This window comes from Vibrio sp. 99-8-1 (genome assembly GCF_013114595.1).
In the GTDB taxonomy this organism is placed as follows: Bacteria; Pseudomonadota; Gammaproteobacteria; order Enterobacterales; family Vibrionaceae; genus Vibrio.
Genome location: NZ_VTXE01000030.1, coordinates 69,005 through 95,494, shown reverse-complemented (window position 1 = coordinate 95,494; position 26,490 = coordinate 69,005). Strand labels below are relative to the sequence as shown.

The 26,490-nt window shown below is 40.3% G+C and carries 21 protein-coding genes and 1 tRNA gene; 9 read left to right on the top strand and 13 right to left on the bottom strand.

The window, feature by feature from the left end:
* Nucleotides 1-671: 671 nt before the first annotated feature.
* The 8 genes from F0227_RS16405 to F0227_RS16360 all read left to right on the top strand — a co-directional run bounded on the left by F0227_RS16405 (nucleotide 672) and on the right by F0227_RS16360 (nucleotide 13,794).
* The gene (locus tag F0227_RS16405; protein WP_171754321.1) at nucleotides 672-1,970 is read left to right on the top strand and encodes a site-specific integrase; all 1,299 of its coding nucleotides are present in this window, start codon (nucleotides 672-674) and stop codon (nucleotides 1,968-1,970) included.
* 1,355 nt (nucleotides 1,971-3,325) lie between these two features.
* Nucleotides 3,326-3,775, top strand: coding sequence for a hypothetical protein (locus tag F0227_RS16390; RefSeq protein WP_171754318.1), 450 nt, complete (start codon nucleotides 3,326-3,328; stop codon nucleotides 3,773-3,775).
* An 83-nt stretch (nucleotides 3,776-3,858) separates the two neighbouring features.
* Nucleotides 3,859-5,928 carry a class I SAM-dependent DNA methyltransferase gene (locus F0227_RS16385; RefSeq protein WP_171754317.1) on the top strand — a complete coding sequence of 690 codons (2,070 nt, stop codon included), beginning with the start codon at nucleotides 3,859-3,861 and terminating at the stop codon, nucleotides 5,926-5,928.
* Nucleotides 5,928-7,253 carry a restriction endonuclease subunit S gene (locus tag F0227_RS16380; RefSeq protein WP_171754316.1) on the top strand — a complete coding sequence of 442 codons (1,326 nt, stop codon included), beginning with the start codon at nucleotides 5,928-5,930 and terminating at the stop codon, nucleotides 7,251-7,253. The genes F0227_RS16385 and F0227_RS16380 overlap by 1 nt, the downstream gene beginning before the upstream one ends.
* A complete protein-coding gene (locus tag F0227_RS16375) occupies nucleotides 7,246-8,076 on the top strand; it encodes an FRG domain-containing protein (RefSeq protein ID WP_171754315.1) in 831 nt (276 codons plus the stop codon). Before F0227_RS16380 ends, F0227_RS16375 begins: the two co-directional genes overlap by 8 nt.
* 4 nt (nucleotides 8,077-8,080) lie before the next feature.
* Nucleotides 8,081-9,940, top strand: coding sequence for a DUF262 domain-containing protein (locus tag F0227_RS16370; RefSeq protein WP_171754314.1), 1,860 nt, complete (start codon nucleotides 8,081-8,083; stop codon nucleotides 9,938-9,940).
* Nucleotides 9,927-10,532, top strand: coding sequence for a DUF2971 domain-containing protein (locus F0227_RS16365; protein ID WP_171754313.1), 606 nt, complete (start codon nucleotides 9,927-9,929; stop codon nucleotides 10,530-10,532). Before F0227_RS16370 ends, F0227_RS16365 begins: the two co-directional genes overlap by 14 nt.
* A 40-nt stretch (nucleotides 10,533-10,572) precedes the next feature.
* Entirely contained in the window at nucleotides 10,573-13,794 is a 3,222-nt protein-coding gene (locus F0227_RS16360; protein ID WP_171754312.1) for a DEAD/DEAH box helicase family protein, read from the top strand.
* Between the two features lie 116 nt (nucleotides 13,795-13,910).
* On the opposite strand, the gene F0227_RS16355 is transcribed toward F0227_RS16360, so the two are convergent.
* From F0227_RS16355 to F0227_RS16340, 4 genes are all read right to left on the bottom strand, one after another.
* Entirely contained in the window at nucleotides 13,911-14,150 is a 240-nt protein-coding gene (locus F0227_RS16355) for a hypothetical protein (protein ID WP_171754311.1), read from the bottom strand.
* Nucleotides 14,151-14,380: 230 nt separating this feature from the next.
* A complete protein-coding gene (locus F0227_RS16350) occupies nucleotides 14,381-14,797 on the bottom strand; it encodes a replication/maintenance protein RepL (protein ID WP_171754310.1) in 417 nt (138 codons plus the stop codon).
* A 373-nt stretch (nucleotides 14,798-15,170) separates the two neighbouring features.
* Nucleotides 15,171-15,716 (bottom strand): hypothetical protein, encoded by a 546-nt coding sequence (locus F0227_RS16345; RefSeq protein WP_171754309.1) that lies wholly within the window; start codon nucleotides 15,714-15,716, stop codon nucleotides 15,171-15,173.
* Between the two features lie 157 nt (nucleotides 15,717-15,873).
* Nucleotides 15,874-15,950, bottom strand: a tRNA-Arg gene (locus tag F0227_RS16340).
* Nucleotides 15,951-16,136: 186 nt separating this feature from the next.
* Between F0227_RS16340 and folD the strand changes: the two genes are divergently transcribed.
* Entirely contained in the window at nucleotides 16,137-16,988 is an 852-nt protein-coding gene (folD, locus tag F0227_RS16335) for a bifunctional methylenetetrahydrofolate dehydrogenase/methenyltetrahydrofolate cyclohydrolase FolD (RefSeq protein WP_171754308.1), read from the top strand.
* Nucleotides 16,989-17,083: 95 nt separating this feature from the next.
* On the opposite strand, the gene F0227_RS16330 is transcribed toward folD, so the two are convergent.
* The 9 genes from F0227_RS16330 to F0227_RS16290 all read right to left on the bottom strand — a co-directional run bounded on the left by F0227_RS16330 (nucleotide 17,084) and on the right by F0227_RS16290 (nucleotide 26,179).
* A complete protein-coding gene (locus F0227_RS16330; protein WP_171754307.1) occupies nucleotides 17,084-18,052 on the bottom strand; it encodes a lytic murein transglycosylase in 969 nt (322 codons plus the stop codon).
* Nucleotides 18,053-18,103: 51 nt separating this feature from the next.
* On the bottom strand, nucleotides 18,104-18,388 hold the full coding sequence (locus F0227_RS16325; RefSeq protein WP_171754306.1) for a YcgL domain-containing protein: 285 nt from the start codon (nucleotides 18,386-18,388) through the stop codon (nucleotides 18,104-18,106).
* 7 nt (nucleotides 18,389-18,395) lie between these two features.
* Entirely contained in the window at nucleotides 18,396-19,517 is a 1,122-nt protein-coding gene (gene rnd, locus F0227_RS16320) for a ribonuclease D (RefSeq protein WP_171754305.1), read from the bottom strand.
* A 260-nt stretch (nucleotides 19,518-19,777) separates the two neighbouring features.
* Nucleotides 19,778-21,493, bottom strand: a complete 1,716-nt coding sequence (gene fadD / locus F0227_RS16315) for a long-chain-fatty-acid--CoA ligase FadD (protein WP_171754304.1) — start codon at nucleotides 21,491-21,493, stop codon at nucleotides 19,778-19,780.
* A gap of 115 nt (nucleotides 21,494-21,608) precedes the next feature.
* Complete coding sequence (locus F0227_RS16310) at nucleotides 21,609-22,484, bottom strand: alpha/beta fold hydrolase (protein WP_171754334.1); 876 nt, start codon at nucleotides 22,482-22,484, stop codon at nucleotides 21,609-21,611.
* Between the two features lie 44 nt (nucleotides 22,485-22,528).
* Entirely contained in the window at nucleotides 22,529-23,077 is a 549-nt protein-coding gene (locus F0227_RS16305) for a Slp family lipoprotein (RefSeq protein ID WP_171754303.1), read from the bottom strand.
* 56 nt (nucleotides 23,078-23,133) lie between these two features.
* Entirely contained in the window at nucleotides 23,134-23,430 is a 297-nt protein-coding gene (locus F0227_RS16300) for a chromosome partitioning protein ParA (protein ID WP_171754302.1), read from the bottom strand.
* A 94-nt stretch (nucleotides 23,431-23,524) separates the two neighbouring features.
* The gene (gene tsaB / locus F0227_RS16295; protein WP_171754301.1) at nucleotides 23,525-24,226 is read right to left on the bottom strand and encodes a tRNA (adenosine(37)-N6)-threonylcarbamoyltransferase complex dimerization subunit type 1 TsaB; all 702 of its coding nucleotides are present in this window, start codon (nucleotides 24,224-24,226) and stop codon (nucleotides 23,525-23,527) included.
* A 33-nt stretch (nucleotides 24,227-24,259) separates the two neighbouring features.
* The gene (locus F0227_RS16290; protein ID WP_171754300.1) at nucleotides 24,260-26,179 is read right to left on the bottom strand and encodes an ATP-dependent DNA helicase; all 1,920 of its coding nucleotides are present in this window, start codon (nucleotides 26,177-26,179) and stop codon (nucleotides 24,260-24,262) included.
* Between the last annotated feature and the right edge of the window lie 311 nt (nucleotides 26,180-26,490).

Genomic DNA, 26,490 nt, shown 5'->3' with positions numbered 1-26,490 from the left:
ATTCATTAATCCAACCTCAGTGCAACCATTTCTAAGCATTTTAATATAACCACGCATATACTACTCAGGGCCGGTGGATAAGCTTTATCCGATGCCACCGTCCTACTCCTTAAATAAATATATATCAGAAATCAAATCGTCAAGAACCACCCAGTCTAGTGACCACACCGTTGGGTTTCCTGTTGTTATAGATGAAGTTCCTTCGCATCCACCTTTAAGCAACCCATTTTTATAGAGAGCTGAAACATTTAAGCAGGCTTGATTAGAAAGGTACAAACGAGATCTTTGCATTTGAACACCCATTTTCTACACAATAAAATTCTTCACATGATTTATTTTAATGCAAAATCTTGATTAAAGGATTCACTAACTTGACCCATTAGCGACAAACGAAAAAAAGCCGTAGCAAGTACTAACTTGTTACGGCTTCTCGTATATGGCACGCCCTAGAGGATTTGAACCTCTGACCACATGCTTAGAAGTCTAACTCTACCCTATATTTCATTTAGTCTCATTTAATTTCATATTAGTTCTTTTTGTTTCTTATCAAATGGTTACCTTCATTTTATTTGCTTCATACGCTATCGTTAAGTGACGTTAAGTAACATTAAATAACACGCTAACTTGACCCATAACTTGACCCACGATTTAACTGACACGGAGCTAACAAAATGCTAAACACAAAAAGAATACAAGGACTAAAGCCTAGAAAATCCTCATACTACGAACGAGACAACGACACCTCTAGAGGATCTGGCCGTCTAGCGGTAAAAGTTTATCCAAGCGGTACAAAAGATTTTGTATTTCGATATTTTGTAAGTAAAGCTGAAAAGTTCATTTTTCTAGGACGATTTCCAGAAACAACGCTCGCAATGGCCCGTGAAAAATATAAACATCACGGGTCAATATTGTTGGCAGGAAAAGATCCCAAAGAGCAAATACTGTTAGAAAAAAGAGCAGAGCAAGCAACCATTGCTCAAGAAGCGAAACAAGGTAGCATTCTTGATTTATTGGAAGCACATGCTGAAAGCAAACGTAGAAAAGGAAAAAGAAATTGGGTGAAAGATTTAAATGACGTAAAAAGGGTTTTGCTCCCTTACATTGCACCAGAAACTAAGGCAAAAGATATTACAACAGATGATATCATCTTAGTTCTAGCAGCCATGATAAATCGTAAGGCCGTTGTACACAGTAACCGTATACGTTCAGCGTTACACGCTGCGTTTCAGTATGGTCTCACGTCTGATAATGACCCAATGAACTATGCCAGTAAAAAATTTGGGATAAAATATAATCCTGTTACCGCGATTCCTAAACAAACTGACGCAGAAAAAGTGGGTGATCATTTTCTCAGTAAAGAAGAACTGCTATTGCTCCTCAATGATATGGAGTACCGTCATGATGATCTGAACATTAGTTGGACGGTAAGGAATCTCGTCCTCTTATGTTTTCATACAGGAGGACAACGGCCATACGAAATATGGACAATTAGAAAAGGAGATATAAATTGGCAAGAAAAAACACTAACAATAAGCGAAAAATTTTTTAAATCTACCCGTAAACACGTTGTACCACTAACAGACACTGCCTTAAGAATTATAAAACGACAGTTAGTGAACACAGCCCATCAAAACAGTATGTATCTGTTTCCTAGTAAGAACAATCCAGAGAAGTGCATTGCAAATCAAACTCTGGCACAAGCTATGGATCGCTATAGAAAAATAACCATTATTCGCTATTTCATCCCTAGAGATTTCAGACGCACATTTAAAACCCTTGGTGGACACTTAGGACTAACCAAGCAAGACCGCGACTATATTCAAGGTCATGCTCTAAATGATGTGTCTAGCAAACACTATGACCGATACGATTACCTTAAAGAAAAACGAGCAGCCTTAGAGAAATGGGAACAATACTTAAACGAATCTGCAAGTACTAACGTTGTAACCATACGCAGTAGAACAAACTAAACGCTGATACTTAGCTATTTTGGTGGCCACCAAATATTTACATGCATCACATATTCTTACTAAAAAAAATGTAATCTCAATATTAAATTCATGCAAAACAAACAAGATAAAATAAAAAGCATCAACATGAAACCAACCAAGTTATTTTGGTATTAATCATCATACTTTGATCTTTTCAAAGACAATATATATAATTAATGAGTTCCATATATATACAGGACGTAATTATGGGTAAAACAATTAAACTATCTGAGATATTAGAGCTAACCAAGGTCAGTAAAGTGACTGTATATAGATGGATCAAGAACGGTAACTTTCCAAGGCCAATAAATTTTGGAGGTCGTTCATCTGTATGGCTTGAGTCGGAAGTAAACGACTGGTTGGATCAAAAGATAAAACAAAGACATCACTAGTAACCCTCGTAAAAGCTAGTCGCCCGCTTTTACTAACGTTGAATAAACAAGCTAATTAACCGATGTAGTTAGGTTAATTTTTATCTAAAAATCGAGATCCTTTTCACTGGGTATTTAACAATGCCCAAAGGATAAACTACACCTACAGTAATATAAGGATATATTATTATGACCTCTACAGGTGAGAAAAAATTCTATTAGACGGTATTATTTATAACATCAATACCAACGAAGAACGAGGTATATTTGTAGATAGAGACCAGCTAAATATTATGGTAAAAGAATTACAAATAATGGAAAAACACCACAACAAGGTATTCGTATTATTTTTTAATTTACACTTATTAAAAGATGGATTTATCAAAGATATCATCGTTATTTCTCAATTAATGAGGAAACTAAAGCCGAGCTTAGCTAAAAAGTACAAGATTAAGCGCATGGGCTACACTTGGACACGAGAACAAAACGATGGGACATACCACAAGCACTACCATGCAACTTTGATACTCGATGGCTCCAAAATTAATAGCAGCTATAAACTCAGCTCGATCATTAACGTACTCTGGAATGAGCTAACAGAAGGCCACGTAGCCTACCTAGATAACCGTTTTTACAATTTACGCAGGGGGAATACACAAAGAATTCTCCCCTGCTGTATATCGGATGTCCAACACGCTAAGACTGACCTTGTCTATATGAGACCAGCAACGGTTCATCGGAATAGCACTAGCTGAGTAAGATTCGAAGATAAGAAAAAGCGTTAGCAGCTAGCGTATGGAGAGAGGGTGTACCACCCCTCCCTCAAAAACGTGAACCTAATAGTACGGCTTTAGATAATCTGCATATATAACGTCGACAATTTCTACTCAAAAAATTAGCAAAAAAATTTTCAGAAAAACAAATTTGAATTCTGTAACAGTTATTAAACTTGAGGATAAAGCAATGAAAAATGCTAGACGCCCAAATCTCAACATTCCCAAATCACTAAAACGAACAGAACTAGTAGAGCTGGTGGCAAAAGCCTATAGCTTTTTTGAGTCCTTTGATCCAAAGGGAATTACTAAGCAGGACACCTATAAAATCGCTGACAACTTTGTTTCAGTTAAAACAAAAGAGATTGGCAACTGGCAGCCTACTTTGAAGTTTTTTCGTTCTGAATGGGCTCCTGAGCAGCAAGCGCTTATTGATGCTTTGATTCCTCCGAAGCAACAGGGAGGAAAACGTACAGGAGCCGGAAGGAAAAAAGGCATAAAGACTACTGTGATTCGTGTACCTGTGGAAATAGAGGATTTAATAAAACATTTGACATATATTTACAAAAAATATCCAAAAAAACGTTCTACATTGATTAAAAACATTAAACGTTGTTTCGCTCTTGTGACGCCTAGTTAGTAATTGATCTTTTCAATCAAAGACTAAGGTCTAAAATTTCTGTATAATCAGCGCAATTTTTTTCTCATAAGTGCTGATTTCCTATGTCCCAAGATACGACTAACAACAACCATTCTTCAGTAGCAGCGTTTTTATGGTCAGTAGCTGACCTTCTGCGTGGTGATTTTCGACAATCTCAATACGGTCGTATCATTCTCCCATTCACACTATTAAGACGATTAGAGTGTGTGCTTGAAGCGACCAAACCAGATGTTCTAGCCAAATATGACGCTGTAAAAGCAATGCCATTTGAAGCGCAAGATAAGCTACTGACGCACACAGCGCAGTTAAGCTTTTACAACACGTCAAAAATGGATTTAAACCGCCTTGGTGAAACAGGCGTTGCCAGTAACCTAGAAAATTACATTCAATCTTTCAGCCCTAATGCTCGTGAGATTTTCGAGCACTTCGATTTCTTCAATACTATCGACAAACTAGAAGAAGCCGATCTGCTTTACAAAGTAGCGAAACGTTTTGCAACCACTGACCTTCACCCTAATACCATTAGCAATCACGGTATGGGTTTAATCTTTGAAGAGCTGATCAGACGCTTTGCTGAAAGCTCCAATGACACGGCTGGAGAGCACTTCACACCAAGGGATATTGTCGATCTCACTACCTCATTGCTCTTCACCAATGAAGAAGAATTAACCAGCTCTGGTTTGGTTCGTTCTATCTACGATCCTACGGCTGGCACAGGTGGTTTCTTATCCTCTGGTATGGAATACGTTCATAAACTCAATGACAAAGCTTCTCTGTCTGCCTTTGGTCAAGAGCTAAACCCAGAGTCATACGCAATCTGTAAAGCCGATATGCTTATCAAAGGGCAAAAGGTCGATAACATTAAGTTAGGTAATACCCTATCGAATGACCAACTACGCACCGATAAGTTTGACTATATGCTATCTAACCCTCCGTTTGGTGTGGATTGGAAGAAGATCCAAAAGTTCATTAATGACGAGCACAGCGACAAAGGCTTTAAAGGTCGTTTTGGTGCAGGTTTACCACGAGTTTCTGACGGTTCGTTATTGTTCTTAATGCACCTTGTGAGCAAAATGCGTCCCCGCTCTGTTGATAATAAAGGGAACGAAGGCGGTTCACGCATCGGTATTATCTTGAATGGTTCGCCACTCTTTACAGGTAGTGCTGGTAGCGGTGAAAGTGAAATTAGACGCTACATTCTTGAAAATGACCTACTTGAAGCAATTGTGGCTCTGCCTACCGATATGTTTTACAACACAGGTATTGCGACATATGTTTGGGTTTTATCGTCTCACAAACCAGCTAACCGCAAAGGTAAGGTTCAGCTTATCAATGCTTCAAAAGAGCGAGCTAAAACAGGCGGTCGTGGTCGCAGCCGTGGCGGTGAAATTGAAGGTAATGATGAGCACGTATTCTATGCAGCAATGCGTAAATCATTAGGTAGTAAACGTAAAGAACTCACCCCAGCAGCGATTGATACTATCGTAAAAACATACGGTCAGTTTGCTGAAAACGAGTTTAGTAAAATCTTTGATTATAAAGAGTTTGGCTACCGAAGAATTACAGTTGAACGCCCTCTTAAATTAGCGATTTACCCAAAAGATGAACTACGCCTTGAAGCACTACAAGCCGATAAAGCGTGGAGTAAATTAGCTGAGTCAGTTCAACAAACAGTTTTGGAAGCCCTTGCTTCATTCAAAGAAGAAAAGCTGTTATCTCGTGATACGTTCCTAAAAGTCTTTCTCGCTAAAACGACCGACATAAAGCTCACCGCAGCCCAGCAGAAATTGATCGTGAAACACTTAGGTGAGCACGATGATGAAGCAGAAGTGTGTAAGGTTAAAGGCAAAGTTGAAGCTAACCCTGACCTACGTGATAACGAAAACGTGCCATTAACCGAAACCGTTGATGATTACTTTGCTCGTGAAGTTCTACCGCACGTTCCTGATGCGTGGATTGATACCAAAAAGACCGATGAGCTAGATGGTAAAGTTGGTGTTGTGGGTTATGAAATCCCATTCAACCGACATTTCTACGTTTATGAGCCACCAAGAGCACTCGAAGCCATTGACGCTGATTTAGATGCGGTATCGAGCGATATTATGCAGCTACTTCAAGAGGTGCATTCGTAATGGTTGAGCGTTATAAAGCTTATAATGAGTATAAAGATTCACCTATTGACTGGCTCGATAAGATACCAGCACACTGGACAACTAAGAAACTGAAGCACATTGGCGAGGCAATAATAGGTCTTACATATTCACCTAATGAAGTTGTTGATGGTTCTGATTCAAATGCGACTCTAGTGTTGCGCTCTTCAAATGTTCAAGAACAGAAAATAACTTTAAATGACAATGTATTTGTAAATAAAGAGATCCCAAAAAAGCTTACTACTCGTTTGAATGACATTTTAATCTGTTCTAGAAATGGCAGTAGAGCACTAATTGGTAAAAATGCTCTGATTGATAAAGGTTCTGTCGGAATGAGCTTCGGTGCATTTATGACTATCTATCGAAGTAAACATAATACCTACCTATCTCACGTGATGAACTCAAAACTATTTGAGTATCAATCAGGCTCGTTTCTAACTTCAACTATTAATCAGTTAACTACCGGTAATTTGAATAGTTTTGAGATTCCTTTTCCAAGTGAAAAAGAGCGAGAGTGTATCGCCAACTTCCTCGATCACGAAACCGCCAAGATCGACACCTTAATCACCAAGCAAGAAAAGCTGATTGAGCTACTAAAAGAAAAACGCCAAGCAGTGATTTCTCACGCAGTGACCAAAGGGCTTAACCCTGATGCACCAATGAAAGACTCTGGTGTGGAATGGTTAGGTGAAGTGCCTGAGCATTGGGATTTAAAACGATTCAAACATCTATTTAAGATCCGAAAGCGTATTGCTGGGAAAACTGGTTACGATATCCTTTCGATTACTCAAAAGGGAATAAAAGTAAAAGATATTACCAGCGGTGAAGGCCAACTATCTATGGACTATTCAAAATACCAGTTAGTCTACAAAAATGATTTTGCAATGAATCATATGGACTTGCTTACAGGCTTTGTTGACATATCTAGTTACAATGGAGTTACTAGTCCCGATTATCGTGTTTTCACACTTGAGCACAAATTGTCTGAACCATCTTATTATCTAAGGATTTTACAAATGGGCTACTTAGACAAACTTTTCTATCCTTTAGGCCAAGGTGCAGCACATATTGGTCGCTGGAGACTGCCGACAGAAGCTTTTAATGAGTTTCTGGCTCCTTGCCCTCCGCAAGCAGAGCAAAAAGAAATATCACAATTTATCAAAACAACCCAAGGTAGAGTTGATGCTTTATTAGAAAAGGCTGAAGGTGCGATCATTCTAATGAAAGAACGAAAAACAGCACTTATCTCAGCAGCAGTAACAGGTAAAATTGACGTGCGTGATTGGAAGGTAATGACTAATGGCTGATACCGTTACCGTAAAGCAACTTTCCACTTTCATAGCTCAGATTACAAATATAGATAAAAAACCTGACCACACATTATTCTTTCGTGGTCACGCTGATACCGAGTATGTTGCACTGCCATCTATCTTCCGAAGTATTCCTGATAGTGAATCTGGTGCAAAGTATGTAGATAAAGAGGAGCATCTTTTTCACAATATGATAATGCAATGCCCTGATGACTTTATAAATTGCGTTTCAGCATTTGATTTTCTCGTCAAAATGCAACATTACGGCTTGCCTACTCGCTTACTCGATATAACAAGTAACCCCTTAGTTGCTCTTTACTTTGCGTGTTGCAGCCTGTCTGGTAGAGGCAACGATGCAAAAAGCGGAGAGGTTCTAATTTATCAGATCCCTAATGCAGATATAAAGTTCTACAACAGTGATACTGTGTCAGTAGTAAGTAACTTAGCAAAGGTGGGTGGTGATTTTAATATCAATGATGTAAATAACAGAAAACGTTATTTGCATACAATAAAAGCTGAAAAGCCATACTTTGAAGATCTAATAAAAGAAGAGCATTTACACAATGTATTATGCGTTAGACCCAAGCTGGATAACAAAAGAATCATCAAACAAAGTGGTGCGTTTCTGCTGTTTGGAATGGGAGTCAAAAAGAATGACCCAACTAGAATACCTGATGATTTCCGTTCAGATTCTATTGCTCGTATTGAAATCCCTAAAACATCTAAAAAGAAAGTAATTGAAGAGCTTTCCAGTATTGCCATTTCTGAAGCGACCTTGTTTCCAGAGATTGATAACGTTGCACGATTTTTAAAGGGATAAATAATTGAGTAGATTAGAAAGTAAAATTGAAGCGAATAATCGCTCTATCTTAGAAGTGCTCGATAATAAAAAATATACCGTAGATTATTATCAGCGTGAGTATAGCTGGGAGCAAACCCACATTGAACAACTTGTAACTGATCTATGTAATGCATTTTTAGATAACTACGCGCCAGAGCATCAACGCCCAGATGTAGCATACTATAATAGCTACTACTTAGGTCCATTTGTGCTAAGTGAAAAGTCTGGTAAGCGCAGTATTATTGATGGACAACAGCGTTTAACTTCACTCACACTCTTTCTTATCTATCTCAATAATAAGCAAAAAGAGCTTGGTTTAAATGAATCAATTGCTGGGATGATCTTCTCAGATGAATACGGCATTAAGTCTTTTAACATTAATGTTCCAGAGCGCGCGGTTTGCCTAGATGCACTATTTAATCAAGGTGAATACACACTACCAGAAGATGCGGATGCATCAACCATCAATATGGTGACTCGCTATCAAAACATTTGCGATGCCTTTCCAGTAGATAAAATCAATGTAAATGTTCTAGTTATGTTCCTAGATTGGTTAAGACGTCAGGTTGTTTTGGTGGAGATCGTAGCTTATAGCGATGAAAACGCCTATACCATTTTTGAAACGATGAATGATCGAGGCTTAAACCTTACCCCTACCGAAATGCTAAAAGGCTTTTTACTTTCGAAGTATCGTGATGATGCCAAACGTAAACACTCTAATGATTTTTGGAAAAAAACAATTATTGACCTAAAAGCGTTTGATAAAGAAGAAGACCAGCGCTTCATCCAAGCTTGGTTAAGAGCAAAATATGCAGAGTCAATCAGACAAAGCAAAGCTGGCTCACTCAACGAAGATTTTGAAAAAATCGGCACTCGTTTCCATAACTGGGTAAGAGATAATCTATCTCGAATGAACCTTGCTAAAGCTGGTGAAAATGAGTTTGATGCCTTTATTAATACTGAGTTTAGATACTATGTGAATGCGTATAAACGCCTTCGTAATGCTGAAGAAGCCTTCACCCCTAAACTCGATTCGATTCACTATATTTATCAGTGGGGTATCGCTAGCTCATTAAGCTATCCGCTTATGCTTGCCCCACTTAAAACAACAGACTCCGTTGATCTCGCTAATCAAAAGATGAACCTTGTTGCTAAGTACATTGATATCTTCTGTGTTCGTAGGTCAGTCAACTTCCGCAACTTCTCTGCAAGTTCAATTCGTTACACGATGTACAATCTCGTGAAAGAGATCCGTAACAAAGACTACAGCGAGCTAGTTGAGATCTTTGACAAAAAGCTAAGTGAGATGGATGAGCAGTGGAACGGTTTTGAAGGGTTCCGCCTACACGGTCAAAATGGTCGATTTGTTAAGTATCTACTCTCACGCCTGTCTGGGTATGTTGATGGTCTAGCTGGCGAAAATACTGATTTTGCAATTTATTATCACGCTACCAATGGCAAGCCTTATGAGATTGAACACTTGTGGGCGAACAACTTTGATAACCATCGTGATGAGTTTGAACAACTAAACGAGTTCAATGATGCTCGTAATAGTATTGGCGCATTAGTGTTGCTTCCACGAGGCACAAACCAGTCATACAGTGATAAGCCTTATTCAGAAAAAGTAGAGCACTACATTAAAGAAAATCTTCTTGTGAAGTCTTTGCATCCTTTGGCTTATGAGAACAACCCAAACTTTAATAAGCTTGTATCACACAATGGTTTATCTTTCCGACCACACTCAGAAATGAAGATGGCAGACGTTCAAACTAGACGAGATTTGTACCGCCAAATCGCAGAGCAGATCTGGTGTTTGGAGGATGATTCTCTTGATTCTATATAAGTTTCGTTCATTGGATAACTTTCAATTCGTGTTAGATATATTGGTTAACCAACGAATGTATACAGCGACATTCGATACGATGAATGACCCAATGGAGGGCTTCTATACTTCAGACGAAGATATCCCTCAAGCGTCCCTTGAAGCACTTGAGAAGCACCAAAAATCGCTGAAGTTTTGTTCTTTATCGAAGTACAGTAATAACCCTCTTATGTGGGCGCATTATGGGAATGGTTGTCGTGGTGTGGCTATTGGGGTTGAATTCAAAGAATCTGAAGATATGCGTGACGTGAACTATGGCTCTCATTCACACCTGATTGCTTCGAAACCAACAACTATCGAGCGTGCAAAGGATGTATTGAGTTTTAAAGCTGACTTTTGGCAGTATGAAGATGAAATTAGAGTTTTTGCAGGAAAAGGAAACTTTATCCCAGTAAAAGTTAAAGAGCTAATCTTTGGTGAAAGAGTAGATAGAACGCAAAAGGCTTTGTTGAAAAAGATAGTACAAGCTACAAGTCCATCAGTTGAAATCATCGAATGGGATGACTCTATGCTATACGTTCATTCACAACCAGTTTACAACGCAGAAGCCTAACTATTAGACCGTTAGTATCTAAAAGAACAGGATAAATAAAATGTCAGATGTGGCACAAGAAAAAATATTCCAAAACGACATCCTCGACCAAATGCAGTCTCACGGTTGGTTGCTAGGCGAGTCAAACAAGTACAACAAAGAGTTGGCACTTTACCCTAAAGATGTGATCGCTTTTGCCAAAGCAACTCAGCCTGAGCAATGGGATAAGCTAGCACAGCACTTTCCAGATACAGAGCGCAGTCCAAACGCAACGGCTGACGCTTTGCTCAAGTCATTAGAGCAAGAGCTTAAAAACGAAGGCACACTTTGGGTATTGCGAAACAAACTCAATAATCGTGGAGCGAAGTTTGACCTTTGTAGCTTCAAACCTGATCACGACCTAAATCCAACGGCAACCGCACGTTATGAGCAAAATATTCTGCGTGTTGTGCCAGAGCTAGTTTACTCACCAAATGGTTATGATGGTCGTTTAGATTTAACGCTATTCGTTAACGGTATCCCTGTTGCAACGTGTGAGCTTAAATCTGAGTTTAAACAGTCGATTGATAATGCCAAAGTCCAGTATATGAAGGACAGACAGCCTAAAAATCCTAAGACTAAGAAAACAGAGCCGTTATTAACCTTTAAACGTGGCGCATTGGTTCACTTTGCTGTGAGCCAATACAATGTCGCAATGACCACTCGTTTAGCTGGTAAAAAGACGTTCTTCTTACCCTTTGACCAAGGTACGGCTGACGGTGGTAAAGGTAATGATGTACCTGAAGACGGCAGCTATGCAACCTCTTACCTTTGGAAAGAGATTTTCCAAAAAGATAACCTGCTACTGATCCTAAGCCGATATATCCATCTTGAAGTAAAAGATGAAGAGCAGTTAGACGGCTCTATTAAAGTAAAAGAAACGATGATTTTCCCTCGTTATCACCAGTGGGCGGTCGTTTCAAAACTACTTAATACCGTTGACAGCGAAGGCACAGGACAAAAATATCTTATCCAGCACAGTGCTGGCTCTGGTAAATCAAACTCGATTGCGTGGTTGTCTCACCAACTTGCTTCAAAGCACTACTACACTGATCATCCAGAGCTAAACAAAGCGTCTGGGGATAAGGTCTTTGGCTCAGTGATAGTGATTACTGATAGAACAGTGCTTGATAGTCAGCTACAAGATACGATTTATCAGTTTGATCATAATGAAGGGATGATTGCACGTGTTAACCGAGAAGAAGCGCAAGGCTCTAAATCTAGCCAATTGGCAGGAGAGCTAAAAGCAAGCACCTCTATCATTATTGTAACCATTCAAACATTCCCACACGTTTTAGAAGCGATCCGTAAAGATTCTACTCTTTCAGGTCGAAGCTTTGCGGTTATTGCCGATGAAGCACACTCAAGCCAAACAGGAACAACCGCACGTAAATTGCGTGAAGTGCTAATGGCAGAGCAATTAGACGGGAATGAAGAGCTAGACAGTGAAGATATGTTGTGTTTATCGCTGGAAGCTCGTAAAGGCTCAAACAATATTAGCTACTTTGCGTTTACAGCGACACCGAAAGCCAAGACCTTAGAATTATTTGGCCGTAGACCTGATCTTGATCAGCCAGCCAGTGATACCAATAAACCCTTACCGTTTCACGTTTACTCAATGCGCCAAGCGATTGAAGAAGGGTTTATTCTGGATGTATTACAGAATTACACCAGTTATCGAGTCGCTTACCAATTGGCACATGATAACCCAGCCTCAGATCACGAAGTAGATAGTAAAAAAGCTGCTTCAAAGATGGCGAAGTGGGTTCGTTTACACCCTTACAATATTGCTCAAAAAGTCGAAACCATTGTTGAGCACTTCAACGAAAAAGTAAAACATTTGCTAGGCGGTGAAGCAAAAGCAATGGTCGTCACCAGTAGCCGTTTAGAAGCGGTGCGTTACAAACTGGCTTTTGAAAAATACGTTCAAGACAAAGGCTATAACAACGTTAATGCAATGGTGGCGTTTTCTGGCGAAGTGAATGATCCCGATTTTCCAGATCAGCCTTTTACTGAAAATAATATGAACCCTAATCTACGTGGTCGTGATATGCGTAAAGCATTTGATACTGCGGATTATCAGGTGATGTTAGTAGCGAATAAGTTCCAGACAGGATTTGACCAACCTAAACTTGTCGCTATGTATGTCGATAAGCCATTAAAAGGCGTGGAGTGTATTCAGACCCTATCAAGACTAAATCGAACCTGTAAGGGCAAAGATAAGACCTTTGTGCTCGACTTTGTGAATGACCCAGAAGAGATCTTGGCAGAGTTTAAGGTTTACTTCCAAACGGCTGAACTGGCAGGCATATCTGATCCAAACATCGTTTATGACTTGATGAAAAAACTCAATCAAGTTGGGATTTACCAATGGTTTGAAGTAGAAGCGTTTGTTGATGCGTATAACAACAAACAAGCAAACCAAGCCAAACTTGCGAATCTGTGTAAACCTGCCGTTGATCGTTTCACCGTTCGCTATAAAGAGGCGACTCAGGTGCTTCAATCCGCACAGGCGGAAGTGTCAAAAGCGAAAATTGAAAAGAACGACAAGAGGATTAAGTTTGCAGAAAACAGCGTCAAACACGCTAAAGAAGCACGAGATATTCTTGAAGTGTTTAAGAAGGATTTGATCTCTTTCTATCGCTACTATGAGTTTACTTCTCAGATCGTCAATTTTGATGATTACGAACTGGAAAAACTCAGCATCTTTGCCAAGCATCTACACCCACTTTTACGCCTTGATATCATTGACGATGATGTGGATTTATCAGATGTGGTAATGACGCACTACCGACTACACGAACAGCGAGAAGCAGATTTACAGCTTGATGTTAAGATTGGTGAAGAGCCTAAACCTTACTTGCCAGCCGCAAAAGAAGGTTCAGGTGCAGCGCCTAAAGATCCAAAAACGGAGTTTCTTAACGAGATCATTGAGCGAATGAACGACCTGTTCATTGAAGATGGGTTATCTGAGAACGATATGCTGAGTTATGCTCAAACCCTGTTTGGCAAAGTGCAGGATGATGAAATTACGATGGATCAGGTGAAGAACAACACCAAAGAACAAGCTATGCTTGGTCAATTCCCTGAAGCCATACAAACCGCCATTATCGAAAGTATGGAAACTCACAACACAATGGCGATGAAAGCTCTTTCTGATAATGCCGTAAAAGATGGTTTAGCAAGTATCGTCTTTGATATGTTTATGAAAGGGCTGGGCAAGTTCAACGAAGCTCAAAGCTAATCCTTACTTATTAACCACCTTGTAAATGAGTTCAAGGTGGTGATCGCTTAAACATACAAGAAAGTAAGATAGGTTGAATAACATCGTTGTTGTGCTCTCAAAAAATAACACCTAATTTATATCGGTATATATCTATCCTCAAGACTAGCGCCAGCATCATACAACTCACCGTATATCCTATCCTTCATTAAATAAAGTAAGTACTCTTGGCACTCGACGTCTTCAAATATCTCAGTAATAAAATCCGCCCTGATATTTGGGTCTTTTTTTACATTTGCCATATCAAAACAAAATGATGGCGACAACCCTCGCGCCAAATAATTAATAAAGTTTCTTTTTTTATCGTCCGTAATCATTTATTAACACTCCGTAACTCTAATAAATTCGCAAAACTTCTCACCAATCATATCTGATTGAAACTCCAATCATATTTTACAAGAATGAAAATCATATTTGATTATATCCCCTATCATATTTGGTAGATTAAAAAACAAATTAATCATTTATTTCAACAGATTAAAGTTGATTCCTTCATCTATTCTATTCTCCTCTATTATTACTATACATATTAAAAAACCAATGAACCTTACTTGCAGTTTGACCACACTTTCACAATTGCAATTCGATTACCATCACCACCATAATGGATCATATTCGGATTAATGATGTAGGCGCCAGAACGCGTCTTTCTCAGAAAGTGATGCTTTCTTAAGGCAGAAAAAACCCTTCCAACAGTCGCCACTCCTACTCCTGTCAAATATGCTATTTCTTGTTGTGTAGAGTAAAACTCATTACGGTTGTTTTTACTCCTCAGTATCCATGATAATACCTTCTCGCTGCTTCCTCCAGTACAGCCAATAACCGAAGCAAACTCATTTAGAAACACTTTATTAAAGTTCCCTCCATCTTTAACCACAAATATGTTATAAGGGATTACCTCTCCTGTCCTATTATTAACAAACTCCCAATCATCAGGATGAAATTCTTTAAAGCTTCTAGCCATAACAACCTCTCATTTATATTGAATTAAACTTATCATGGCACTGATTAGGTCATATATCAACACACCAATAACAAGGTGAAACCAAAAGAGACAACATATAACAAAATATATCAAAAACAAAACACACACAATTATTAAAAACCGTAACCCCATCAAATAATTGATAGAATTTATAATCATTCTATTTTCCTATATGATTACAAATATAATCATTTTCTTGATTGAGACACCTAACTTACAATTATATGAATTTAATTAAAAATCGCACTAAATTAAACTTACCACAACACCAACTTTTAATATTATCCAATGCATTTTTCATTATTCATATTACACGTTAACAAAACTAATCTATTTCGTATTAACTAAAGATTTATTTCCAGCAGCTAAAACGTGAATTAACCAGCTTCCTGAACTGACTGCTATTAGCTTTAACGCCAGCTAAACAAGCCGCCTTAGCTCTTCTCAAGGCTTTTCCTTCATAGTATCCACATTGCTCAGAGAGTGTCATAAACTGCTTATATAGCCGATTTGAGGTGCGTATAGACCGATCTAACGGGGATTCAGACTGACAACGATAATGCAAACCATGGCAACACCGACAAGCAGCATAACCCGCAATAAAATAAATCTGTTTTCTGTTTTTTCCGCAATAAGGGCACATGAGATAAATACGACTACCTCCGAAATTAACTGGCTGGTGGATAAGCTTTATCCGATGCCGTCGCCCCTGCCCCTTAAGTAAATATGTAACAGAAATCAAATCGTCAGAAACCGCCCAGTCTAGCGACCAAACAGTTGTATCACCTTTTGTTATTGATGAGGTTCCTTCACATCCAACTTTAAGCAGCCCATATTTATAAAGTGCAGATACATTTAAGCAAGCTTGATTAGAAAGGTATAAGCGAGATCTTTGCATTTGAACATCCATTTTCTACAAAATAAATTTTTCACATGATTTATTTTAATGCAAAATCTGGATTAAAGGATTTGCTAACTTGACCCATTACTTGACCCATTAGCGACAAACGCAAAAAAGCCGTAGCAAGTACTAACTTGTTACGGCTTCTCGTATATGGCACGCCCTAGAGGATTTGAACCTCTGACCACATGCTTAGAAGGCACGTGCTCTATCCAACTGAGCTAAGGGCGCGTTGTAGGGTCGAATTATACGAGAAGCACTGGTCAGGTCAATCGCTTTCTTTTACTTTCTGATTTAACTGACTAAAAAAAAGCCAAGTGTTTGATATTTATTCTGCGCAATCGTTTGCGTTATAGCTATTCCATTCATTTTTTGCGACAATGCGCACGCTTAGTAATTCTACAGTAAAGGGAAGATATGGCTGCTCAAAATATAGATGGAAAATTAATATCACAAACCGTTCGTTCTGAAGTTGCTGCACGTGTTAAAGCACGTACGGAAGCGGGATTACGAGCCCCCGGCCTTGCTGTAATTTTAGTTGGTGAAGATCCTGCATCTCAGGTTTATGTCGGTAGCAAACGCAAAGCTTGTGATGAAGTTGGCTTTGTTTCTAAATCTTTTGATTTACCGGCAACAGCCAGTGAGTCAGAGCTACTTGAACTGGTCGACAAACTTAATAATGATAATGAGATTGACGGCATTTTAGTCCAGCTTCCACTGCCTGCTGGTATTGATACTACCAAAGTGCTTGAGCGTATTTTGCCAGAAAAAGATGTCGATGGATTTCACCCATACAATGTGGGTCGATTGGCTCAGCGAATCCCTAAGCTTCGCTCTTGTACCCCAAAGGGCATTATCACTCTATTAGAGCGTTACAACATTGAGTTACGCGGAAAGCACGCGGTTATCGTTGGCGCTTCCAACATTGTTGGTCGACCAATGACATTAGAGCTGCTATTGGCTGGCTGTACCACAACAACTTGCCACCGATTTACCACTGAGCTTGAGACGCATGTACGCCTTGCTGATGTTGTGGTTGTTGCGGTGGGTAAACCTGGCTTTATTCCGGGCAACTGGGTCAAAGAGGGAGCGATAGTGGTTGATGTAGGTATTAATCGTCTTGAATCAGGTAAGCTGGTTGGTGATGTCGATTATGAAGGTGCTAAACAGAGAGCCAAGTTTATCACTCCTGTACCGGGAGGCGTTGGTCCTATGACGGTAGCCAGTCTAATCGAAAATACGATGATTGCGTGTGAACAATACCGTTAATCACGGCGAATAAACTCGATTTACCAAATCATAAAATTAAGGCCGCATTAGCGGCCTTAAAAATAGGTTACTTGAGTATATAAACTCAATCGAGATTATTTAAGTTTGTCTGCTAAATGGCTCACCGCCAAACCAAAGTAATACGAACGATTCCACTTCATCAACACCTGATAGTTATTGTAGATAAGGTACGCTCTACCATTTTCGTCATCAGGCATGATTAACCAAGCATCAATATCTTCATCAAGAACAGGGAGTACATTACCGTTAAGACGCCTGACACCAAGTTCATTCCACTGCTGCAATGATTTAGCATTCTCTTTCGAACGGCCTAACAGAGAAGAAGATAGCCCTTTAGGAACATGAACTTGTCGCCCCCAAGTATAGTTATCATCCCAGCCAGATTGGCTTAGATAGTTAGCAGCGGAAGCAAAGACATCCTCTTTATTATTCCAGATATCTTTTTTACCATCGCCATTACCGTCAACCGCAAAATTAAGGAAAGAGCTTGGCATAAATTGGCACTGACCCATCGCCCCAGCCCACGAACCTTTCATCTTAGAAGCGGTAATATGGCCTTGGTCCAGTATAGTTAACGCTGCCATCGCCTCTTTACGGAAAAAGTCTTCTCTTCTACCGTCATAAGCCAGAGTGGTCAACGCATCAATAACATTGTAACCGCCGGTTAATTTACCAAAGTTACTTTCTACCCCCCAAAGGGCAACAATAAACCTTGGTTGAACGCCATATTGTTTACCAATGCGGTTCAACTCAGTGTAATGCTTATCATAAAGTGATTGAGCTTGCTTTACTTTCCAATCGGGCACTGCTCGTGGAATATACTCATCCAAAGTGAGTTTTTTCTCTGGTTGATTTTTATCTGCCTTTACCGCTTTAGGTTTAAATTTCACATTAGAGAAAGCTTCTTCAACTACCGAAGATGAAATACCATTCTCTATTGCTTGCTTCTTTAATCCTTCCACATAGTTGGCAAAATCGGCATTGTTGGCATAGGCCGATGCGCTTAACGCAAAACCAATAAACAAACTGACTACTTTTTTCACTTCCTTTCTCCGTTAGCCAATCGATGCACATCCCTTTAAGTTGTTATTATGTTAGGCGTCACCTTGGTATTTGGCTTTTTCTTTTTTATATGTTTCCAGCAAATTCTCTGGTGGGGGTGGCAATTGCAAAAAGAAACCATCACTTTGCAACGACGCTTTCACTTTCTCAATATCAACTTGAGCGAGTTTTCTTCCATCAAGTTTGATTACCATAACAAAAAAAGGTTTCCCAAACATCTCCATCAAACTATCAGGAACATCAGAAAAATCATCTTTCTTTGGGATATATAGGTAAGCACCCTCTTTTTTGTTACTTTTATATATAGAACAAAGCATAGGTCTATTACCCTTTTATTAAACTATCTAATTTATTACCAAACAGATCTCTTCGCCACCCTTGAAGAACATCAGGTAACTTGGCGGCATCTCGCTGCTTAACCCATACCCAACGAAGCAGCTGATTTAACTGTTTTTTCGACGCCAAAAATTCTGTGGCCAAACCGGAGTTTTGTGAAGCCACTTTCACCTCATCTTTCAACGCTTTAAACTGCTGTTTATAACCCGGATAATCCATTAGACGTTCAATTTTCTCTGGCCACTCATCTTCAGAAATTAGCTGGGCTTTCTTAACCATAGTGATGATCTTTTCACCATGACGACGAATAGAGCGATGATCAACATCATTCTCTTCCATCTTCTTTAAGCTCTTTAATTCGTAACGAGCAACAGACCATAGATCTTGCTCTTTAAAGACAAAGTTTAGTGCTAAATCTCTCTTCAAAGCCTCTTTTACACGCCATGTTGCAAGAGGTTTCAAAATAGCTAACTGATTAGGGGTAAGCTGCCACGCACCTTTAATCGACAGATAAGCTTTCTCAGGATCAACCTCAACACTGCGCTTCTCAATCAGTAATTCTGACTCTTGCAACGCTGCATCCCACCAACCTGCTTTGGTGATTTTACTCTCTAACTGTTCATACATTGGCTTGAGATAAAACACATCTGCCGCGGCATACTGTAACTGTTTCTCGGTAAGAGGTCTCGCCAACCAATCGGTTCTCGATTCACTTTTATCCAGCTCAACATCAAGATACTCACTGACCAATGCTGCAAAGCCCGTTGATAACCCGTGCCCCAAGAATGCGGCCATGATTTGAGTATCAACCATAGGAAATGGCGTACAGTTAAAACTCTGTTTGAATACTTCTAAATCTTCACCACAAGCATGCAGTACTTTTAACACCCCTGCATTTTTTAACAGACGTTCAAAAGAAGACAGATCATCAATAAGTGTGGGGTCAATCAGTGACAGGTTTTCACCATCATACAACTGGACAAGACCCAATTGCGGAAAGAATGTACGTGTTCTGACAAATTCAGTATCCAACATAATGGTGTCATGTTGGCTGGCTTTCTGACAAATCTCTTCTAATGCTGAGGTGGTATCAATTATTTGGTAGTTCACAAAAATCTCTACTTATTTATATTCAAGTCACTCACTGACCCTATCAGGCCAACACCACTTGATTTAAAGATAAGGCTCTGTGTTTAAAACATAGCAGATCTACATAGACATAACTCTTTTATACGCATTCAATCATTCTGTTGAAACTCACTGTTCCATAGAATTAGAAAATCTCCCGCCATAGAGTTTACACAGTAAAAAATGACTCAAACGATAGATACCGATTGAGTCATTCAATGATAATAGCACTGCTAGAAAAACTATTCTTGTTTATCTTCAGCGTTTGTGGCGTCGGCTTCTGCACGTTTTGCATCAGCCTCTTCACGAAGCTCACGACGCAATATTTTACCTACATTGGTTTTAGGCAGTTCATCCCTAAATTCCACAATTTTAGGAACTTTATAACCTGTGAGGTACTTACGGCAATGCTCAATAATCTCATGTGCGGTGACACTAGGGTCTCGTTTTACAACACAGATTTTCACCATCTCACCTGAGACTTCATGTGGTTCGCCAATGGCGGCAACTTCTAACACTTTACCGTGTAGGGCAACAATATCTTCGATCTCATTAGGGTAGACATTAAAGCCAGAGACCAAAATCATATCTTTTTTACGGTCAACAATATGCAAAAAGCCTTCATCATCGAACTTAACAATGTCACCGGTTGATAGCCAGCCATCTTCATCAATGGTGTTTCTGGTCGCTTCTGCTCGCTGCCAATAACCTTGCATAACCTGCGGTCCACGAACTTGCAGTTCACCGACTTGGTCATTTGCCAATGGCTTACTTTCATCGTCTACAATACGAACCTCTGTTGAGGATACAGGCAAACCGATGGAGCCATTATAGTCTTCTAGATTATATGGGTTAACCGAGACTAAAGGTGCACATTCCGTTAGGCCGTAGCCTTCAGCGAGTGGAACTCGAGTGGTCTTTTTCCACTTATCAGCTACGGCTTTTTGAACCGCCATACCGCCACCGATGGTTAACTTCAAATTACTAAAGTTAAGCTCTTGGAAATCTTCATTGTTTACCAAAGCATTAAACAAGGTGTTCACGCCGGTAATTGCAGTAAATTGATACTTTTGCAGCTCTTTAATAAAACCGGGAATGTCTCTTGGGTTGGTAATTAGTAGGTTGCGTCCGCCAACTTCCAAAAAGAGTAAGCAGTTTACTGTTAAAGCAAAAATATGATACAGAGGCAGTGCAGTTACTACGGTTTCTCGGCCATCTTTCAAGACAGGACGATAAACCGCTTTGGCTTGCATGACATTAGCGATCATATTGCGATGAGTTAGTATCGCCCCTTTTGCCACCCCCGTTGTTCCACCGGTATACTGCAAGAACGCAATGTCTTCACCAGACATAAATGGTTTGACGTACTGCAGTCTTCGACCTTTATGCAGAGCCTTCTTAAAAGAGATAGCTCCCGGTAAATCATACTTAGGTACCATGCCTTTGACGTACTTAACGACAAAATCGACAATCGTCCCTTTTGCAGTTGGCAGCATCTGCCCTAAGCTGGTCAACACAACATGTTTTACTGGTGTGTTATCTACAATTTGCTCTAAGGTATTAGCAAAATTCGACACGATCACAATAGTCGAAGCGTCGGCATCATTTAATTGATGCTCTAACTCTCTTGGCGTATATAAAGGGTTAACGTTAACGGCGATCATACCGGCTCTTAATACCCCAAATAACGCAACAGGATATTGCAGCAAGTTAGGCATCATTAATGCAACACGATCGCCTTTTTTCAGTTTTAAATCATTTTGTAAGTATGCAGCAAAAGCACGGCTTCGCTCCTCCAACTTACGGAAGGTCATGACTGAACCCATATTGACGAACGCGGGTTGATCAGCAAAGTTCCTTACTGCATTCTCAAACATCTCAACCAGAGATGGGTACTCATCAGGGTTAATTGTAGCTGGTACATCGCTTGGATAGCGTGAAAGCCAAGGTTTCTCCACGACTTGTCTCCTTGTTGCACGAATTTAGCAAATATCAATTTGCTTTTATGATTGTGATTGCCACTTATTACAGCACAAGCATATAAGTGGACGCACTAAAGTATTAAACAGTTGTTTAAATTTTGTTAACTAAATCCAAAATAATTTTCGATGTTAACTTAGGCTGTTGAATATGGCAGTGATGTCCACCAGACAAACGCTCAACCTTAACCTTTTGATTATTAATGTTTTCACCCTCTTCCAGATAGGATAAAACTTGTTCAGAGAGATAAGAAAAGCCTTCATCACCTAAAATGATGATCTGCGGACATGTTACACTTTTCATAAATGTGTCTGCATGCAAAAATGACATTCTATATAGTGAGTCAGCCTGAAGTTTTACATCATGCCGCCATTGCCATTTTTCGCCTTTACCATAACTCGCTCGCTCTACCAACGGAGATATTTGCTGCTCTGTTACGCCGTTCAGGTTTGCTCGCAAACTAACCATATCAGCCAGTGATGAAAACTCTCGTTGTCTCTTTTTAGCAATTTGTCTGCGGCTTAGAATGCCTTTTCGCAACCTTGCCACACTGTTATCTTCTTTCTCTGCCAAGGGTCCAAAGCCTTCAATCTGAATTAGCCCGTCAACCTGTTCAGGAAACGCAGCACTATAGCAGCAGCCTATTAACGCGCCAAGAGAATGGCCGACAATGATCAACTTATTGGCAGACAATTTGGCTAAAAGTTGATGAACGTCGTCAATATAGTCATGAAATGGATAAAAGTTGTCCGATTGTCGATGTGCCGATTTCCCATGCCCAGGCAGATCGATGGCAATGTAATGCACATTTGACCGTAGCGTCGCACACTCAGCCAATACCGAAGAGAAGCTGGCTGCATTGTCCAACCAACCGTGTAGAAAAACCACCGTTACCTCGGCATCCGCCGCATGGCCCAGTTGTAGAGTCGCCAGTTCATAATTTGCCAGTTGTATGGTCTGCTCTCGAATCACTTTTTTTCCCTATCCCTAACGACTAATGACGCCTCTAAATACTATTTCAACTCTCTTACTACTCGGCCGGTATTCGATGAGGGGGAACTGCTTCGGCAATGTATCCCGCCCCAACACGGATGAAGAATACTACTGCTTTCATTAACGATAACTTTCTCCTCGATCCGCCATAGGTAATAGCTGGTCACATTAATAACCGGAAAATCCGTGTCAAAATCCCCTACCTTTCCCTGCTCAATGCCATCACTGACGCCAAGGAACGTCACCAATCTTCCATTAGCCAATGACATAGATTCAACGTAGCCATCAATATAGGCGACATATCGTCCCGTTGGCTCTGAGAGCAAATCTGGCCGACCTGAGCTGCTAATTGGCATGTTAACCATCTCAATACGAGTTTTGTCCGCTAAGTTGGTGACACTGGCCACGACTCCCCCAAGCCGAACCTCATTTGCGACATTAAGGTCAGTACCTTTCCACTGTGTAAAATCGGTTATGACATTTTTATTAGCAGTAGCAAGATTGTCAGGAAGAGAGGAGCAAGCGGAAAGAAAGAGAGTAAAAAATAGAACAAACGTTGCTTTATACATAGCTAGCCGCCTTTTAAATTAACTTGGGTCGTTTGACCTTTCAGATATTTTAGACCCTATATATACAGGTCAACGCCTATTAACTGGGCAAGTTCCTCTTTACGCGCTTGATTGAGTACATCCATATACTCTTCCATCGCTTTTCGTGATCCTCCCGGCGGAAGATCATATTGTATCTGTGCCCTTTCGATTTCAGATTCGTCTACATGGCGTATAGAGTGTGCAACAGCGTCTGCAACCTTAGTGGTTTGGGCAATTTGGCTTCTGTTTTGTTGTTTTTTAGCCGGGCTGTTTTTTTGTGCTTTGCTAGTATTTGCCACTGTTGTGGCAGGCAAACCGTTTATCATCACCATATATCACCTACCATTCATAACACGCGTTTAAAATCCTATTTGCCATACCGTTTTATTACATATCACCAGCTAAAATATGTCCGAATAAAACAAATTATTCACGTCCGGGCAGTTTTTTCCAAGCTACCTTATCTCTTAAGTAAACAGGGCTGGCTTGCTCAGCCGTTACCGTGTTGCCTTTTTGTAGCTCAAACTGCGCAAGAAAAGCAATATCTTCTGCTTCGGGGTAAAGTACATCACCCTCTTCAACAGAAATAGCCAATGATTCTAGTGATTGCTGATACGCTTGCCAGCCCGTCCCGGCTTGCGTCCAAGTCACATCGTCAGACTCTACTTGAGAAAGCAAATTTTCCGGTGCAATAACACACTCTTCATCAATCGCAATCCAATCGCCACTTTCTTGACGCTGGTATCTTCCCCAATAGACTTCACTCATTCTGGCATCAATAGCACAAGCGACAGATGCTTTAGCCTGTTTACGATACGTTGCTTGCGCCATGGTTTTTAACGTCGACACACCAATCATCGGTAAATCTGCACCAAATGCTAAACCTTGTGCAATACCAATGCCAATTCTTACACCAGTAAAACTGCCGGGACCTCGTCCAAAAGCAAGAGCATCAACGTCATTAAGGGTGAGCCCTGCTTCAGATAATACCTCGTCCACCATTGGTAATATTTTCTGTGTATGGCCACGCGGTGATGCTTCACTACGGGTATAGCAGGTATTCCCCACCAATAATGCAACAGAACAGTTTTCAGTAGATGTGTCTAAGGCAAGAATTTTCGTACTCATGAATGTCTCAAATTTTTCGTTAGTTTGTTAGGTCTAATTAGCTAGGGTCTGTTCTAAAAACTGGGAGATCTGGCTCAGATCTCTGGTTCTCGGAATTGGCGGTAAACTTTGTAAAAACGTTCCACCGTAATCACGAGTGACCAACCGATTATCGCATATAATCAATGCGCCTCGATCTGTCTTGTCTCGTATCAAACGCCCTACCCCTTGTTTAAGGGTAATAACGGCATCCGGTAATTGAACCTGGGTAAAGGGTTCTCCGCCACTTATTCGACAATCCTCTATACGCGCTTTTAATAGTGGGTCATCAGGGGCAGTGAACGGCAATTTATCGATAATAACACAGCTTAAGCTGTCACCTCTAACGTCAATCCCTTCCCAAAAAGCTCCGGTGGCGACCAATAGAGCATTTCCTAGCTCCATAAATTCAGCCAATAACTTCTGTTTACTGGTTTCCCCCTGCATCAGCACTGGTACAGACAAATTGTCCCGAAAACCATCTGCCAACTCTTTCATCATACTGTGTGACGTACAAAGGAAAAAGCAGCGGCCATTGTTTTTCTCTATAACAGGCGACAACATAGTCACTAGCTTTTTCGCCAAACCGGGGCTGTTAGGCTCAGGGAGATACCTAGGCACGCACAGCTTTGCTTGAAGCTGATAATCGAACGGGCTAGGCAATGAAAACTGCTGGGGTGGTTGCAAACCCAACCGATGAGTAAAGTGACTAAAATCGTTAGAGACAGACAAGGTTGCAGAAGTAAAAATCCATGCACCAGGCTTGAGTTCGATTTGCTGGCTAAACTTATCCGCCACAGAAAGCGGTGTAATGTGAATACTAAAGTGACGGGGTGACGTATCAAACCAATATGAATATCCAGTTATTGAAACATCGCAAACTCGTTCTAAGCGTGACTTTAACAGCGTCGCTCTTTCAAAAGCGGTATCGAGTAGCTGACTTCGCCCCAGAACCAACTTAAGTACTTCAATCGCCAACTCTAAGCCATCGAGTATACGTCTGACATTATTTTTGATTGGATCTGATTTTATTGCGTCACGCCAATTGCCACGAAAATGCTGTTCACCAAACACTATTCTCATGTCCATTGCTGACTGGCTTATGCGGGTCGCCACTTTTTCTAGTTGGCGCATATCTCGAGCTTCAGTTCGATAGCCAATTTCAATATCCTTAGCTAACTCTAACATCTGTCGACTGGAGACTGATTGACCAAAATACTGGCTAGCAATATCTGGAATTTGATGTGCTTCATCAAAGATAAACACATCGGCTTCAGGAATAAGTTCTCCAAAACCTGTCTCTTTGATGGCAAGATCGGCCATAAACAGGTGATGGTTTACCACCACAACATCGGACTCTAATGCTCTTTTTCTCGCTTTTAATACAAAGCACTCTTGAAAACTTGGACACTCTTTCCCTAAACAATTATCATTGGTCGAAGTAATAGATGATATAACTGGGCTGTCTTCCGCAATATCATCGCAGTCACCCAAATCACCCGTCTTGCTTTCCGATGACCAGCTACGAACCTTGATTAACTGAGTTAACATTGTTGGATCGGATTCGTTACTATGGCTCTCTACTAATTGTCGACTTAAACGGTCTAAACAGAGGTAATTTGAACGGCCTTTCAACAAGGCTATCTGCCCCAAATAGCCTAAAGCGTCCACCATTAAAGGAAGGTCACGATGAAATAACTGCTCTTGAAGGTTTTTAGAGCCGGTACTAATGATGGTTTTTTTGCCACTTAACAGCGCTGGAACCAAATATGCAAATGTTTTACCCGTCCCAGTTCCTGCTTCCACCACTAACTGAGATTTTTCCTTAATGGCTTTCTCTACAGCTTCTGCCATATCCAGTTGGGCTTGCCTAGGTTGAAAACCCGGAATGGCTTTTCCTAACGCACCCTCTGCCGAAAATGTTTTGTTCATCATCTATACTCAAGTAACCTCATGGGGCTTGTTCAGCGAGAATTCATTGGCAGCTCATCAATATGCTCTTTTCTGCGTCAGATAACCTTGAAAGGGAATACCATTCCCTCGATTATCTTTCTTGAACTGAACCTGTTGATGCAGTTCTGAATCCTGCATCTTGAGGTCACTTGAGTGTAAATGCGACATTTTGCCAATCTTTAATGAAGCAGATTATGGCAGGTTTGTTAGGGTGACGCGATAATCAATCAAATTAATTTATTGAAACCAAATTAAGAATGGATTAATTATAGAGGTAACGAATATAACCAAGT

What these genes read in the sequence shown, in the direction of transcription:
- F0227_RS16405 (WP_171754321.1), top strand. Translation starts at nt 672, where the DNA reads ATGCTAAACACAAAAAGAATACAAGGACTAAAGCCTAGAAAATCCTCA.
- F0227_RS16390 (WP_171754318.1), top strand. Translation starts at nt 3,326, where the DNA reads ATGAAAAATGCTAGACGCCCAAATCTCAACATTCCCAAATCACTAAAA.
- F0227_RS16385 (WP_171754317.1), top strand. Translation starts at nt 3,859, where the DNA reads ATGTCCCAAGATACGACTAACAACAACCATTCTTCAGTAGCAGCGTTT.
- F0227_RS16380 (WP_171754316.1), top strand. Translation starts at nt 5,928, where the DNA reads ATGGTTGAGCGTTATAAAGCTTATAATGAGTATAAAGATTCACCTATT.
- F0227_RS16375 (WP_171754315.1), top strand. Translation starts at nt 7,246, where the DNA reads ATGGCTGATACCGTTACCGTAAAGCAACTTTCCACTTTCATAGCTCAG.
- F0227_RS16360 (WP_171754312.1), top strand. Translation starts at nt 10,573, where the DNA reads ATGTCAGATGTGGCACAAGAAAAAATATTCCAAAACGACATCCTCGAC.
- F0227_RS16355 (WP_171754311.1), bottom strand. Translation starts at nt 14,150, where the DNA reads ATGATTACGGACGATAAAAAAAGAAACTTTATTAATTATTTGGCGCGA.
- F0227_RS16350 (WP_171754310.1), bottom strand. Translation starts at nt 14,797, where the DNA reads ATGGCTAGAAGCTTTAAAGAATTTCATCCTGATGATTGGGAGTTTGTT.
- F0227_RS16345 (WP_171754309.1), bottom strand. Translation starts at nt 15,716, where the DNA reads ATGCAAAGATCTCGCTTATACCTTTCTAATCAAGCTTGCTTAAATGTA.
- folD (WP_171754308.1), top strand. Translation starts at nt 16,137, where the DNA reads ATGGCTGCTCAAAATATAGATGGAAAATTAATATCACAAACCGTTCGT.
- F0227_RS16325 (WP_171754306.1), bottom strand. Translation starts at nt 18,388, where the DNA reads ATGCTTTGTTCTATATATAAAAGTAACAAAAAAGAGGGTGCTTACCTA.
- F0227_RS16305 (WP_171754303.1), bottom strand. Translation starts at nt 23,077, where the DNA reads ATGTATAAAGCAACGTTTGTTCTATTTTTTACTCTCTTTCTTTCCGCT.
- F0227_RS16300 (WP_171754302.1), bottom strand. Translation starts at nt 23,430, where the DNA reads ATGGTGATGATAAACGGTTTGCCTGCCACAACAGTGGCAAATACTAGC.
- tsaB (WP_171754301.1), bottom strand. Translation starts at nt 24,226, where the DNA reads ATGAGTACGAAAATTCTTGCCTTAGACACATCTACTGAAAACTGTTCT.
- F0227_RS16290 (WP_171754300.1), bottom strand. Translation starts at nt 26,179, where the DNA reads ATGATGAACAAAACATTTTCGGCAGAGGGTGCGTTAGGAAAAGCCATT.